The organism is Oscillospiraceae bacterium NTUH-002-81 (genome assembly GCA_032620915.1).
Taxonomy (GTDB): Bacteria; Bacillota; Clostridia; order Lachnospirales; family Lachnospiraceae; genus JAGTTR01.
Genome location: CP136052.1, coordinates 764,344 through 778,458 on the forward strand (window position 1 = coordinate 764,344; position 14,115 = coordinate 778,458).

Sequence of the window (14,115 nt, forward strand, 5' to 3'; positions counted from 1 at the left end):
GTTTAAAAATGGCTAAAGCTAAATTCGAGAGAACCAAACCGCATTGTAATATCGGAACCATTGGTCACGTTGACCATGGTAAGACCACTCTGACAGCTGCTATCACAAAGGTACTGTCTGAGAGAGTTGCTGGTAACACAGCTACAGACTTCGAGAACATCGATAAGGCTCCGGAGGAAAGAGAGCGTGGTATCACAATTTCCACAGCACACGTTGAGTACGAGACAGAGCACAGACACTATGCACACGTTGACTGCCCTGGACATGCTGACTACGTTAAGAACATGATCACTGGTGCAGCTCAGATGGATGGCGCTATCCTTGTAGTAGCTGCTACAGACGGTGTTATGGCTCAGACAAAGGAGCACATCCTTCTGTCCCGTCAGGTAGGCGTACCTTACATCGTTGTATTCATGAACAAGTGCGATATGGTAGACGACGAGGAGCTGCTTGAGCTGGTTGAGATGGAGATCAGAGACCTGCTGAACGAGTATGAGTTCCCGGGCGATGACACACCGGTTATCCAGGGTTCCGCTCTGAAGGCTCTGGAAGATCCGTCCAGCGAGTGGGGCGACAAGATCATGGAGCTCATGGATGCTGTTGACAGCTACATTCCGGATCCTCAGCGTGACACAGATAAGCCGTTCCTGATGCCTGTAGAGGATGTATTCACCATCACAGGTCGTGGTACTGTTGCTACTGGTAGAGTAGAGCGTGGTGTTCTGCACCTGAACGATGAGGTTGAGATCCTCGGCGTTAAGGAAGACAAGAAGAAGACCGTTGTAACCGGTATCGAGATGTTCCGTAAGCTCCTTGACGAGGCTCAGGCTGGTGATAACATCGGTGCACTGCTTCGTGGTGTTCAGAGAACAGAGATCGTTCGTGGTCAGGTTCTTGCTAAACCCGGCAGCGTTACTTGCCACAAGAAATTTACCGCTCAGGTATACGTTCTGACTAAGGACGAGGGTGGCCGTCATACACCTTTCTTCAACAACTACAGACCTCAGTTCTACTTCAGAACAACTGACGTTACAGGCGTTATCAACCTTCCGGAAGGAACCGAGATGTGCATGCCTGGTGATAACGTAGAGATGACCATCGAGCTGATCCATCCGATCGCTATGGAGCAGGGTCTTACATTCGCTATCCGTGAGGGTGGCCGTACAGTAGGATCTGGCCGTGTAGCTACCGTTATCGAGTAAGCAAGCACTGAACACTTAGTGAGCGCGTAGCGCGAATTTAGTGTGAAGGCTGTTCTTTGAGCGTAGTGAGAAGAACTACTTCGATATAATCATTATAATTATATAAGTACCGCAAGGTACATTGTGTCCAAACGTAAGATACCCCGGAACCGCAAGGCTTAATAGTGACAAGTAACTATTTTGTCGCAGAGAACGGTGTGACCCGAAGGTCACGCCGTTTTTCTGTGTTCATAGGTTGTTTGCGTGATGATAGGCTCGGAAATAACGGGAATATCTACATCGTCCACGAAGTTGAAGAAAATCTTCACTTTCTGCTTGCGCTTGCCGCTGGATTTGTCCGGGGCATAGACGATGATTTTCTTGATATACTCGTTCACGATGGTCTGTGTCAGCTCCTCCACATCCACATATTTCTGTGTCAGGGCGATAAAGGCATCCAGACCGTCGTTCATTTCTTCCCGCTGTTCCACCCATTCTTCGATAACTTCAATTTCGAGCTTTAACCGTTCCTGCTCCGCTTCATAGTCCGCAGACATCTTTCTGTATCTGTCCTGATTGAGATTTCCAAGAACATAGTCCTCGTACAGCCGGGCGATGATGACATCCAGATCGGCAAGGCGTTTCTTTGCCTGTTCCAGCTTCTTTTTGTCATCCCGGATGCTGCGCTCCTGGTCAGTCCTGCGGCATTGCAGCCATTCCTCCTGAAAACCGTCCACATCGCTTCGGATATACTCATTGACTGCCCGGATGCGTTCCAGAACGATTTCACGAAGCACATCTTCCCGGATATAGTGGGCAGTACAAGTACCACGGTTGCTCTTGTAGTTGTTGCAGACGTAGTGATCCTGCTTGCCCTCAAAGTTTTTGCTTGTGGCAAAGTGGAGCTTGCCGCCGCAATCGGCACAAAACAGAAGCCCGGAGAACAATCCCTGCCGTTCCGCTTTTGCAGGGCGGCGTTTGTTTTTCCTCAGTTCCTGCACCCTGTCAAACTGTGCCTGAGATACAATCGCTTCCTGTGTGTCCGGCAGATAAAACATATTCTCCGGCTCATTGGGAATCCGCTTTTTCAGCTTGTAGGACTTGGAATAAGTCTTGAAGTTGCAGGTACAGCCTGTGTACTCCTGCCGTTCCAAAATCCCTACAATGGACTGGTTGCCCCAGTGGTACGGTCTTTCCGGCATCGGCTTTTTCTTTCGCTTGGCATAGAGTGCCTTTGCAGTCAGAATCTGCTTTTCTTCCAGAATCCTTGCAATCTGCTCCGGGCCTTTGCTGTCAATGCAAAGGTCGAAGATGAGCTTGACTACCGGAGCCGCTTCTTCATCCAGAATCCAGTGATCCTTGTCCTCCGGGTCACAGCGGTATCCGTAGGGCGGTTTGCCCATGTGCTTCCCACTGGTTCCTCTCTGCCGCAAACTGACACGGACTTTCTTGCTGGTATCACGGGGATACCACTCGTTGAACAGATTACGGATTGCGGCGAAGCCCTCGCTGTCTCCCCGGTTGCTGTCTACGCCATCATTTATAGCGATAAAGCGGACATCATAACTCGGAAAGATAATATCCGTATATTGTCCAACAGTCAGATAGTCACGACCAAAGCGGCTGAGGTCTTTGACCAGCCAGCAGCCCACAAGCCCCTGCTTGACAAGCTCAAAGCCTTCCTGCACACCGGGACGATTGAAGTTCGTCCCCGTATAACCGTCATCCACCAGAATTTTCAGGTTTGTATACCCGTGGTCACGGGCATATCGGGTTAAATACTCTCTCTGATTTGCGATACTGTTACTCTCGCCTTCCTGGGCATCCTCGTTGCTCAGACGGCAATAGAGAATGGTAATTTTCTGCTGATCCAACATAATATCCTCCTTCGGTGGTTGGTCAGCCGACAGTACCGTTGTGCATATTGGAATTATATCATGCTTTTGTGTCGCAGTCATTAACAAATCACCCCCTTGTCAGAAAAAATGAGCCGTTTTACCTTGTCGGTAAGTGGCTCATTTCCGTCACACTCCGTTTCAATCACATACCATGTGTTTCCGATCTTGCACTCAATGGTTTTGCAGAAAGAGGACTGTGCCGCTTCCCAACGCTTGCGGCATTCTTCCAGAAAATCAATAGGCGGCTCAAAAATCGGATCGAAGCAGGAGCAAATATCAATATAGCCGATGGCATCGTTGATTTCTTCCATCGGGGCATCTTCCATAATCATCTTGTTAATTTCCTCTACGGTTTTCTTCATAGGCAAATAGTTCCTTTCTTAAATTTCCATGTCCTGTCCACGATTGCGGGCAGGGTGTTTGTGTTCATACAGTTCCTTTCCCCTGGCGAGGATGGCATTGATAAAAGCCCAGACCTTTTCAGATGCAATCTCAATCGCATCCAGGAAAGGCTGGGCTTTCTGTTTCAGCTCCTCATAGTCTTTGTTCAGTTTTTCAAAACGGTCTTTCCATATCTTTGCGTTTTTATCTGCCTGCTCGAATTTCTGCTTGTATTTCAGCTTCTCAGACTTTTCCGCAAAGCTGCTGACCGCATAATCCTTTAGCGTGCGGCACTCATCCGCCGTCATGGTAACATTTCCCGTAATGGGATTTTTCTTGCCCATCGACTCAATCTCATGTGCAGTCATAGCAACAGACTTAGCAGCCTGAGTTTCCTTTTTCAGAGCTTCCAGTTTCTTTTTCTGCTTCTCCGTGGCAGCTTTGGCATCCGCTAAGCTCTGCTCGGCCTGTGTCACCTGTCCGGTCACAGCTTCCAAACGCTGCTGTTCGGCCTGTACCTTGAACTGTGTCACCGTCAGATGTTCCTCGGTACTGCCACGCTCTCCACGCTCCACATCGGTATATCCGGCGGCTCGCATGAAATTAAAAAAGTCATCCTGCAGCACACTGTAGGACGACTTCAAAATCTTTTTCCCTTTTGCGTTCAACATCGGATTTCCGTTTTCATCAAGAACGGGTTTGGATTCCCACTTCTTACTGCGGCTGACCTGTGTGATCGTTTCCTTTACCGTTCCCCGGAGGGATTCATCCTTGCATCGCTTCGACCACAGGATTTGTTTCTCCACCACCGGGATATAAACCACATGAAGGTGATAGTGGTACACATCCTCACCCAGAGCTTCCGACATTGCCCGGTTGCGCTCGTCGGCATGCATTACAGCGGAGAGGATATACTGCTCACCGCCCACAATCTCCACGGCGGCTTTGTAGGCATCGGCATAGAACTGTTTGGCATATTCATAGCCGCCGTGGTTGTGGAAGTAGGCAGAGTTTACATCAAACAGCAGCTCCCCATATTTCACCGCATCGGCTTTCAGACCACGGGTGGAGATAACACCATCTGCAATCATCTGATCGAACATGGCGGCATAGCTGTCGGTAGGTTTCTTGAAGTGGACATTGCGGTGGGTCTGGGTGGTATCAATATCTTGATTGGAGTAGCTGTCTTTTTCTCGCTCGTTATGCTCCTGAACTTTCGCCACATCGTCGAGGGTGGGCAAGTCCTGGTTACGGGCAAAGGTACGGTCAATTCCATCGTTTCTTGCCATAGGTTTTTTCCTTTCTTTCGAGAGTAGCAGACGGGCGGGGCTGCGGGGATGCACTTCTGCGGAAGTGTAATAACCCACTATAACACTTTCATCCATTCTGGCTGCAAAGTGCCGTGGGCTCTCCCGAGGGGGTGTGCGGTCACTGCGGTGACCTCTGCTGACCAAGGCAAAATGTCTGCAACTTTTCCCATGGTCAGCCCGTCTGCATGAAGCTGTTCTGCGGAACGTTTCTTGCAGACGTTGGCAGCGTCTTTCACTGCCATCCATAGGCAGCACTGCGGTGTGCCTATGGGGACGGGAGATGCGAGGGGCTGTTGCCGGGGGCATCACTTCTCCCGTCTTTGCTGCCATACAATGTCGCATCCCAGCACATCGGCAAGCTCCAATACTTCCTTGTATCGGATGCTTTCCCGCTGTAATTTTGCGGACAGGTTGGAAACGCTGTCGCTCCATCCGTACTCGTCCGAGAGCAGGTCAACAACTTCCTGCATGGTCATCCCAGCACGGATGATCTGTGCCTTGATTTCATTGCGTACATTCATATTGAAAAATCCTCCATAATTCTGTTTGTGGTTCGGTACAATCTCTGCACCCCAAAACGGAGCAGATACACCGAACAGTGAAAAATCTGCAATCTCTGAAATCCGTTCAGAATTTTGCTTGTGATGTCCTGTCCATATATGACCATATCCCGCTTTACTGTTTCGTGTGATTTGGTCTGGAAAAATGAAAACATCTATTGTTCCGTGAACAGGGTACACGGTTCAGAGAAGCACGATTTCGTGAAATAGCTTCGTCCTGCGGTCAAAAACTTTGCTGTTTCCATTGCCATTGATTTTCAATACCCGAAAACAGGTTGTCTCTGAAAGCCGTTGTTTCCTATAATGGGAGAAAACAGGGGTAAATGCTGCGTACATACGTACAGAGCATGACTGGCAAAATCAATCCCGCCATTCCTCCGGTACGTACGTACATGACGAAACATCGTAAAACCCATTTATATGAGGCCTTGCCACAGCTTCCACACCCATAAATCCCCACACCCGCCGTCCGGCAGAGTTGGTGATGTTGTTGCAATGTTCCAGATTGAATCTCCCGGCATTGGCAATCATGGCGTCGCTGAAGCTGCGGGCTTTCAGCGGTGCAAGGGAATTTTCTTCGCACCACATCCGGTAGATTTCATAGAAATCCTTGGAGCTGATGGACGCATCCGCTTTGCACCGGATGTATCCCTCCGATTCCATGAAATCAAAGATATTATTATTGTCACGCTTGACCGCTTCCCGATTTTCACGGATGCGGTCACTCTCCGAAAACTTAAAGTTGTTGGCAACGAGCCGCTGCAATCCTTCGAACGCCCACAGGAAGATGCCCTCAGCTTCGGCTTTCATCTTCTCAGCAAGGTCGGGATCGTCGGCTCTGCCCACGGGCTTTTCCTTGGTAGTCAGTACAAGCTGTCTGCGGTAAAAGCCGTCGCTGCGGTCATACAGGGCTTGCAGATCACCATTGCTGAATGCCAGCAACCGGGCAAACATCCAGCCCTGATAACTCTGCTTGCCCTTGCGTTCCAAGTCCATTTTGCCCTGTGCAGTCACGATGGATTTTACATAGTTGGTCTGACGCAGAGCTTCCATCCGCATATCATCATCCACGCACAGCAGGATGTGTTCCAGATCGGCACGGGCAAAACGGTTTTCAGAAATCTTCCCGATGCTGCCGTCTTTCATATTCGTGCCGAAGATGGTGGACAGCACCGCACCGATTTGGGATTTGCCCTCACCGCCGTTGCCCTTAATCACCATCATGCGCTGACCTTTGTTGGATGGAATCAGGCAGTAGCCAATGAACTCCTGCAAGGTGGGGATGTCCTCTGCATAGAGTAGTCCATCCAGAAAGTTCAGCCAGATCACCGGTGCAGGAGCATCGGGATTATAGCCGACAGGCAGACGGCTTCGCACGATAGCCGGTCTGCCTTCGGTGAAAGTGCCGTTCAAGAGCAGCGTACCGTTGGCAACATGGATGCGATCCTGCTCCGGAGGGAAGTCAGACACCTGCGCTTCCAGTTTCAGCACTTCCAGAATGTTGGTGATCTTCCGTGGGATGTTGTTCACGGCACAAAATTTCAGCTTGTCGTAAATCTCCCCACGCAGAGGAAGGTCATCCGTCACTCGACCATCGGGCGTGAAAAAAGCTCCGTTTGCGAAGATGATTCTGCGCTCATGCAGAAATTCTTCACAAAACAGAGCTTCGTTGATGTTCTGCCCGTCAAACCAGACAGGCAAATTCATATTAGGCGTTTTCCGGTTCTTCGCCACGGTGCGCCACCTCCTTTTTTCTTTCGTGCGGTATACTCTTGCAGAAAAGCAATTTTGTCGTCCTGCATCAGCTTGTCCACCAATGCCACCCGTTCTTCCAGATCACCCACCGTCAGCACATCTGCCATATATTCGATATAGCAGTGCATCTGGCAGGCTTCCACAAAACGGTCATCCAGAGCATCTTCCGGTGTCTTGGGTGCGTATCGTACTTTCCAATCTTCCAGCAGATGCAGATAATCCGTCAGCACCCGGAAACACAGCATTTCATCCTCCCGTAACTGACGGATATAGGGACGCTTCGGCTTGACCATAGCTGCGGCAGTGGGCGGTTTTGGGTCAAGTCCAAAGTCCGCAGCCAGCTTTTGCGCTGCTTCATAGCTGCTCAGATCGAACGACCTTGCCACGAAGTCGATCACATCCCCCTTGACTCCGCAGCCAAAGCAGAAGAAATAATCCTCATTCAGCTTCATGCTCGGATGCCTGTCATTGTGGAACGGGCAGCAAGCCATGCCGTTTCGGTTGACTTTCAGCCCGTAGTGTTCGGCGGCTTGCTTTACGCTGATTGCCACCTTGATGGTTTCATAGATTGTCATAGAAAACCTCCGTTCATAGTATTCAGAAAGCACGAAACACCCGCCGTGATTGGCAGGTGCTTCGCTCCGTCTACTATTGTTATGCCGGATTTTTCAAAAAACAGGCTAATCGGAGGACAACCCCGTTTCAAAAAACAGGACAACTTATGGATAGATGTAGATTTCTTTACATTAGCATGATAGAATTAAGAAAATGAAAAAACAGGACAGGAGGGGCAAGCATGAACCAAGAACTGATGACATTGGATTTTTGGCAGGATACGGTCATATATGAGGGAAAAACACTTCCTGTCGGCGCTCTTGCCTGTGATGCGCTGAATGTCCCTGCGGATACCATCGCAAAGATGAACGAGCAATGCGAGAAAATCAATCTGCTGCTTGGAATATTAAACGCCGGACAGGATGCTTCTGCACTCTGTCCTATTGCAACGGAAGCTGCTCTGACGATGCTTGATATTCTCAGTCAAACACCGCCGTTCTCCTATATGAATATCTCAAAGCACAGAGAACGGATTGAAAAAGTCTTTACTGTGGACAATGCGCTGAAATATGTGGAGTTTGCCATAAAAGCCGCAACCAATTCTTTGCAATTTGAAGAAATCCAGAACTTTGCCGATGCGATGATGCTCCAACGCTATACCGCAGTTTTCGGGCATCTGGCATACTCCCTTGGGGAATACCAAACGACCATGCTTGATTTTGCAGAAAAATCAGACGGCAACGAAGCTGACCGCACCGCAGAGGGCTTTGCCAGAATGTTCGGCAATTATTTCCCGCCGGAGTTTTCCATCACGGAGGGCAATGCCTGGATGTCTACCCTGAACAATTCCGTTCAGTATGTATCCGTCATCCGTCCCGGCGAAAAAGTTGCGAAGCTGGTCAAGCGGATGCACTATGTATCCTTTGTGGGGATGTTCCGGTCTGATCTCTTTGAGGGCCTGTGTGTTGGCCATGCACCGAAAAAATGCAAAATCTGCGGCAAATGGTTTCTGACCACCAATGCAAGGCACACCAAATACTGCGGCGGCTACGCTCCGGGGGACAAGCTGCACCGCACCTGCCGGCAGATCGGTAACCTGAAAGGCAGAGAACAGCGGGAACTTGCGGACGATCATCCGCTGAAACAGATTTATGAGAAGCGACTGAATACCATAAACCGCTATGTGAAGCGTGGCGCTCTGGACGCTGATCTTGCAGAGGTTATGAAAAAACTGGCGAAAGATAAGATGCTTCGGGCGCTGGGCAATGTCGCTTACGCCAAGGGTGATTATGAAAAAGAAATGGGACAGGCTGCGTTGAAGAAAGAAGCAATAAAAAGAATTTGAATTTAGCTAAGAGGTGAGCAACGTTATGTTAGAAGTAGTATTTAGCGACAGTGCCGCAGGGACTATGGCGGTTGCGATTGGACATAAGGGTTTTTTAGGCGGAGCAACCAGTGTAATTATCTCTGATGGGACAGTTTCAAAAGAAGAAATAGAAAAGTTCCAGCATCAAGCAGAAGAACGGGAGCGTTCTGGTTGGGAGAATGCTATACCGTTGGAAGGAAATCGTAAGGACATAGTTAATCTTCCGCTGGCATTGTCTGTGGGCAACATCTCCGAAGCAGGAATTTGTTTGGAGCGTGAGTCGGCATTATCTTTGCTACTAAGCATACTGCCCGATATGGCATCTGAAATCGTAACTGAACTTCTCAATACATCCCGAAAGAACTATGCTACACTACTGGAAAAAGCACAAAACGGAGAGCCGATTCGTGTTTGGGTCGGACGAGACCCAGATGATGTGTGCGGATTGTATTGGCTTCTGGAACAACTACGACCAATCGGCTTTGAAAAATTGGATATTACCATTGTGGAGCTTCCAATGTGGGAAACAAGACCAGATGGATGCATTGTCCAGTATAACGGTTGGGGAGAAGTTGAACCTTATCACTTGGGACGGATGGCATCTCTTGGGAAGAAGTTGCCAACAAATTACCTTCGTAGTTTGGCTAACCGCTGGAGAGAACTCCAACAGGAAAATTCTCCTCTTCGTGCTGTTATAAACGGCAAACTGGTCAGCGTATCAGAAACTCTGTATGATACATTTATTCTTCGAGAATTGGATACACTGGACGACGAGTTTAGGGAAAGCGTGCTTGTTGGACAGGTTCTTGGAAAGAATCAATTAGGGATCGGTGATGGGTGGATTGCTTTGCGTGTGGAACAATTTATCAAAGGGGGACTTCTGCTCCCAATCACAACTCCTGCACCAAATGCACCTATTTATCACCGTATGTTAAAGAAAATAAAGTAATAAATAACCCATTAGTTGATCACGGGATATTTATGAGTATTACTAAACTGGAAGGAGGTGCGCTATGCTGAATGATTTTTCATGGAATATGACCGGATACATACCGAAACACGCTGTCAATCCATCCGATGATGGCATCCCACCCTATGTTGCAGAGCGCATCTTCCAGCTGGAACCGGAACCGCCTGCAGTAGACAATCCGAACGAATATATCCTGTCTGCCCTACGGGAAAAAGACTTGAAATATTTCTCATTCTTTCTCCACCACTACGAGCTGCAACTTAACAAGCGCATCAAAACCTTTCTCGGTGTGGATGGCGGCAATCGATACGACACAGACCGTTTTCTGGATATAAAACTGTCCTGCCGGGAGCAAATGCTCCAAAAGCTGATGGACTATGCTCCTGCCAAAGGTGCGGAGTATGCAACATACATTTTTCCGTTCATTCGGGATGCTATGCTCCGTTTCCGCATGGGCGAAGAAAAATGGTCGGTATCCTCTCTGACCAATTACAAAATGGTGCGGTCAATGGCGTGGCTGTACCATAACACCAAGGATGCGGTCAGTGAATTTGCAAAGAAATACAACTGCGACCTTGCCCTTGCGGAAGGATACCTGAAAGTAGTCCGTGGCATCCGCAATCAGCAGCCATTCTATGTAACGGACGAGGATGGCGAGGAAACAGGTGAAGATGTTGCCCTTGATGATACATGGAACTATACCGACATCCTCTGGAACGGCATACAGGCTGAAAAGGTGCAGCGGGCATTTGAGAAACTGAATTACCGGGAGCAAACCTTGCTTGAAAAGCGGCTGGCGATCTGTATGACCTGTGGGCGTGTCGGCTCATGGAAGAACCGCCCCACCTTTGAAGAACTGGCGGTTATGTTTGAGGGCAGCACAGCCAGCGGTGCAGAGCGAGCCTACCGGAAAGCAGTGGACAAGCTGACGGAGTTTTTGGTTGCCGAGGGTGCTATCCATGCAGTCCGGCTGAAACAGAAATCCAAAACCAAGCGCAAAAAGAAAATCACCGCCGCAATCTACGAATACCAGGCAGACTGCGACGGCGAATGGGGCGAAATGTCAGTTGATTTTGAGAACGGCACAGCAGAAATCATTCGGCTTGCTGATTGGGATACAATTAAAACGAACTGGTTTGCCAATGAGGCGATCCGGTATATTTTATCATTGTCGCCTGATGCTCTTAAAAAATATATGCTCGTCCCCCCTTGAGCCGCCACTTATATCCTGAATCCTTACAACAACTGTAAGTGGTATTTGCTGTGTTCCCATGCTATCATTTTATTACAAATGATAGGAGGTATTCACATGAAACCCATTTTGAATATTGAAAATTTAACAAAAATCTATGGCAATGTGCCAAGTCAAACAAATGCACTGAATGGGATCACCCTCCAGGTGATGCCGGGAGAGTTTCTCGGCATTATGGGAAGCAGTGGTTCCGGTAAATCCACGCTTCTCAACTGTATTGCAACTGTGATTCAGCCCACCGGTGGAAGCATTCAGGTGGAGGGCGATACTCTGCAATCCCTCAGGGGAAAGGCTCTTGCAGAGTACCGTGGCAAAAAAGTTGGTTATCTATTCCAGAACTTTGAATTGCTGGACAACCTGACTGGCAGGGAAAACATCCTGCTCCCGACTTCCTTGCATGGGGTATCCGAAGCAGAAAGCAGCCAGCGGCTGAAGCAGTTGGCTGACTATCTGGAAATCACTGATGTTCTGGATAAGTTTCCGTCCAAGATGTCCGGCGGCCAGCGTCAGCGTGTTGCGGCAGCAAGGGCTCTGATCTTACATCCCCAAATGATCCTTGCCGATGAACCGACGGGTGCGCTGGATTCTAAGAACGCAAGAAGTCTTATGGAGAAGCTGTCCGGCCTGAATCGTGACGAACAAGCTACGATCCTGATGGTAACCCATGATTCCAATGCCGCCAGCTTCTGTAAGCGCATCCTGTTCATCCAGGATGGCGTGATCTTTCATGAGCTTCGGCGTGGAGACGAAAGCCAGCAGGAGTTCTACGGGCGCATCCTGAAGGTGATGGCGCAACTGGGAGGGGGCAGCGCAAATGTTCTCTAATCTCATTCTTCGGAACAGCCGCCGCAGCCGAAAGGAAAACGGTCTGTTTTTCAGCTCCCTGGTGATTTCTATTGTTGCCTTTTACATGATTCTTTCCATCTCCACTCAAGATGTGATGCTCTTTTTGCAGAAAATGGAGAGTGACGCAGTTGACAAACTCCTGCTTCTGATTCCTGCGTTTTATGGAATGACCCTCGGTATTCTGTTCTTTTTGATCTATTTTGCCTGCAAGTATCAGTTCGAGCGCAGACGGCATGAGCTTGGTGTTTATCTAATGTTGGGGATGCGTAGAAGTAAACTGTTTGGTATGCTTCTGGCGGAAGATTGCCTGACCAGTATTCTTGCCATGCTCATAGGCTTACCTGTGGCTGTGGTGCTTTCAGAAATTGTCAGTCTTGTCACCGCCAAGCTGGTAGGCATGGGGATCATCGGTCATCAGTTTTCTTTATCCTGGTCTGCGATTGAATGGACGCTGGCAGGATTTCTGGCAATTAAGCTGACGGCACTTCTGATTTTGAGTGGACGAATCAGCCGCCAGGAGATCGGTACTTTGCTATCCCAGCCAACGAACCGCCCCAAAAAGCAAATGCCATCTGTTATCTATGGACTGGCTGCTATATGCGGAAGTGTGATGTTGGCAGTGGCTTACTACATGGCGATTCAGGGAATTGCATGGACAAAGGTAAGTATGATGGGACTGACTTTGCTGTTGGGCATAGTTGGTACGATGCTGCTTTTCTATGGGATGCGTGCGCTGATTGCTTTGATTGTTAAGAAAGGAAAAGGAAATAAGCAGCTTCATGTATTTACCTTCCGGCAGATTCAGGAGAATGTCATTCATCAGTCAAACTCCATGGCCATCAGCTCCCTGCTGATTCTGGCGGCGCTGTGTTGTTTTGGTGCGGGCGTAGGAATTGCAGGAACGAATAGCCTGTCTTCTGGCCATGTAATCGACTATACTTTTGAAGATCATACTGCAGAAGATTCATCGCAGGTTCTTCCGAATATAAAGGCAGTCCTGAAAGAAAACAGTTTGGAAAATCATTTTTCAGAGCTTTTTGAAATGAGGGTTGGGCGTATTCGCACCACAGAAGATTATGATAATGCCTACAGCATGGACGCTGTTATGGACTCTCTTCGGAGCCTGCCCCAGTCGGAAGACCGGGATGTCCTTCTGAACAATCTTGGTTATGCCACATACCCATATTTGATTTGTTTATCGGACTATAATCGTTTGTTGGAATTGTCCGGCAATCCGGCTCTCCAATTAGGCGAAAAGGAGGCCACTGTCTATATTGATACAGAGTTTACTACGGCAAGCCGTACCGCAATGCTGAACCAAGTATTGGCCGGGCAGCCCAAGGTGGAACTGGATGGTAGTCCGATTCATCTTACAGGAGAGGTTCAGTCTGTGAATTTGGTCACGGACCGTTCTATAACCTTGTCCTTTGCATTGATTCTTCCGGATGAAGCATTCCTATATTATAGTCAGGGAATGTATGATACCTATGTCAATGCGGTGCTCAGTGAGCAAGCTCTGAATGGAAATAGCCTTATGACTGCCTATTCCGATCTGAACGAGAAGCTGGACAAAATAGGTATCGAATATGAAAGCTATCTTCAGAATATGGGCCGCCAGCTTTTCTACACCGTAGCATCCATCTATATTACCCTCTATCTGGCGATTGTGTTCCTGGTGGTTGCCAACACCATTGTGGGTGTTCAGTTCCTGATGAGCCAGCAGAAAACCGGGCGTAGATACCAGACCCTGATCCGCCTGGGAGCCACTTACGAAAGCCTTTGCCAGTCTGCCGGAAAGCAGATTGCGTGGTTTATGGGACTTCCTGTATTGGTTGCAGCTGTCAGCAGTCTGTTTGGAGTCAGAGCGTTGTTTACAGGGATACTCTCGTCCCGAACCCGTGGGACAGTGCCTGAAATGCTGCTTGTATCTGCTACTATGATTTTGCTGCTTTGCGTGATAGAATATATTTATATGAGAGTGGTCAAGCACTCCAGTGATCGGTATTTGCTGACACTGATGCAGCCGCAGAGAGAAGAATAA

Annotated in this window: 12 protein-coding genes and 1 pseudogene; 6 read left to right on the top strand and 7 right to left on the bottom strand. The window is 48.7% G+C overall.

All coding sequences use genetic code 11. The features are described 5' to 3' along the window. Positions 1-8: 8 nt before the first annotated feature. The gene (gene tuf / locus RJD28_03670) at positions 9-1,202 is read left to right on the top strand and encodes an elongation factor Tu (protein WNV58637.1); all 1,194 of its coding nucleotides are present in this window, start codon (positions 9-11) and stop codon (positions 1,200-1,202) included. A 209-nt stretch (positions 1,203-1,411) separates the two neighbouring features. Here tuf and RJD28_03675 read toward each other — a convergent pair whose 3' ends face one another. The 7 genes and pseudogenes from RJD28_03675 to RJD28_03705 all read right to left on the bottom strand — a co-directional run bounded on the left by RJD28_03675 (position 1,412) and on the right by RJD28_03705 (position 7,660). Then, positions 1,412-3,139 carry a recombinase family protein gene (locus RJD28_03675; GenBank protein WNV58638.1) on the bottom strand — a complete coding sequence of 576 codons (1,728 nt, stop codon included), beginning with the start codon at positions 3,137-3,139 and terminating at the stop codon, positions 1,412-1,414. Continuing rightward, complete coding sequence (locus RJD28_03680) at positions 3,139-3,441, bottom strand: hypothetical protein (protein ID WNV58639.1); 303 nt, start codon at positions 3,439-3,441, stop codon at positions 3,139-3,141. Before RJD28_03680 ends, RJD28_03675 begins: the two co-directional genes overlap by 1 nt. An 18-nt stretch (positions 3,442-3,459) precedes the next feature. After that, complete coding sequence (locus RJD28_03685) at positions 3,460-4,749, bottom strand: plasmid recombination protein (GenBank protein ID WNV58640.1); 1,290 nt, start codon at positions 4,747-4,749, stop codon at positions 3,460-3,462. Positions 4,750-4,826: 77 nt separating this feature from the next. Next, positions 4,827-5,012 (bottom strand): hypothetical protein, encoded by a 186-nt coding sequence (locus RJD28_03690; protein WNV58641.1) that lies wholly within the window; start codon positions 5,010-5,012, stop codon positions 4,827-4,829. 63 nt (positions 5,013-5,075) lie between these two features. Beyond that, entirely contained in the window at positions 5,076-5,291 is a 216-nt protein-coding gene (locus tag RJD28_03695) for an LLM class flavin-dependent oxidoreductase (GenBank protein ID WNV58642.1), read from the bottom strand. Positions 5,292-5,690: 399 nt separating this feature from the next. Continuing rightward, positions 5,691-7,037 carry a phage/plasmid primase, P4 family gene (locus RJD28_03700; protein WNV59554.1) on the bottom strand — a complete coding sequence of 449 codons (1,347 nt, stop codon included), beginning with the start codon at positions 7,035-7,037 and terminating at the stop codon, positions 5,691-5,693. Position 7,038: 1 nt separating this feature from the next. Beyond that, positions 7,039-7,660: pseudogene (locus RJD28_03705) on the bottom strand (CHC2 zinc finger domain-containing protein). Positions 7,661-7,881: 221 nt separating this feature from the next. Here RJD28_03705 and RJD28_03710 point away from each other — a divergent pair. From RJD28_03710 to RJD28_03730, 5 genes are all read left to right on the top strand, one after another. Continuing rightward, positions 7,882-8,985, top strand: a complete 1,104-nt coding sequence (locus RJD28_03710) for a DUF6076 domain-containing protein (GenBank protein WNV58643.1) — start codon at positions 7,882-7,884, stop codon at positions 8,983-8,985. 25 nt (positions 8,986-9,010) lie between these two features. Continuing rightward, positions 9,011-9,955: a DUF3658 domain-containing protein gene (locus RJD28_03715; GenBank protein WNV58644.1), complete on the top strand. Its 945-nt coding sequence runs from the start codon at positions 9,011-9,013 to the stop codon at positions 9,953-9,955. A 64-nt stretch (positions 9,956-10,019) separates the two neighbouring features. Beyond that, positions 10,020-11,189, top strand: coding sequence for a hypothetical protein (locus tag RJD28_03720; protein WNV58645.1), 1,170 nt, complete (start codon positions 10,020-10,022; stop codon positions 11,187-11,189). 96 nt (positions 11,190-11,285) lie between these two features. Further along, complete coding sequence (locus tag RJD28_03725) at positions 11,286-12,053, top strand: ABC transporter ATP-binding protein (GenBank protein WNV58646.1); 768 nt, start codon at positions 11,286-11,288, stop codon at positions 12,051-12,053. Then, positions 12,043-14,115 carry an ABC transporter permease gene (locus RJD28_03730; GenBank protein WNV58647.1) on the top strand — a complete coding sequence of 691 codons (2,073 nt, stop codon included), beginning with the start codon at positions 12,043-12,045 and terminating at the stop codon, positions 14,113-14,115. The genes RJD28_03725 and RJD28_03730 overlap by 11 nt, the downstream gene beginning before the upstream one ends.

Coding starts and splice junctions, on each gene's coding strand:
- RJD28_03730 (WNV58647.1), top strand. CDS start 12,043: ATGTTCTCTAATCTCATTCTTCGGAACAGCCGCCGCAGCCGAAAGGAA.
- RJD28_03720 (WNV58645.1), top strand. CDS start 10,020: ATGCTGAATGATTTTTCATGGAATATGACCGGATACATACCGAAACAC.
- RJD28_03685 (WNV58640.1), bottom strand. CDS start 4,749: ATGGCAAGAAACGATGGAATTGACCGTACCTTTGCCCGTAACCAGGAC.
- RJD28_03710 (WNV58643.1), top strand. CDS start 7,882: ATGAACCAAGAACTGATGACATTGGATTTTTGGCAGGATACGGTCATA.
- RJD28_03675 (WNV58638.1), bottom strand. CDS start 3,139: ATGACTGCGACACAAAAGCATGATATAATTCCAATATGCACAACGGTA.
- RJD28_03725 (WNV58646.1), top strand. CDS start 11,286: ATGAAACCCATTTTGAATATTGAAAATTTAACAAAAATCTATGGCAAT.
- tuf (WNV58637.1), top strand. CDS start 9: ATGGCTAAAGCTAAATTCGAGAGAACCAAACCGCATTGTAATATCGGA.
- RJD28_03695 (WNV58642.1), bottom strand. CDS start 5,291: ATGAATGTACGCAATGAAATCAAGGCACAGATCATCCGTGCTGGGATG.
- RJD28_03680 (WNV58639.1), bottom strand. CDS start 3,441: ATGAAGAAAACCGTAGAGGAAATTAACAAGATGATTATGGAAGATGCC.
- RJD28_03700 (WNV59554.1), bottom strand. CDS start 7,037: ATGAATTTGCCTGTCTGGTTTGACGGGCAGAACATCAACGAAGCTCTG.
- RJD28_03715 (WNV58644.1), top strand. CDS start 9,011: ATGTTAGAAGTAGTATTTAGCGACAGTGCCGCAGGGACTATGGCGGTT.
- RJD28_03690 (WNV58641.1), bottom strand. CDS start 5,012: ATGGCAGTGAAAGACGCTGCCAACGTCTGCAAGAAACGTTCCGCAGAA.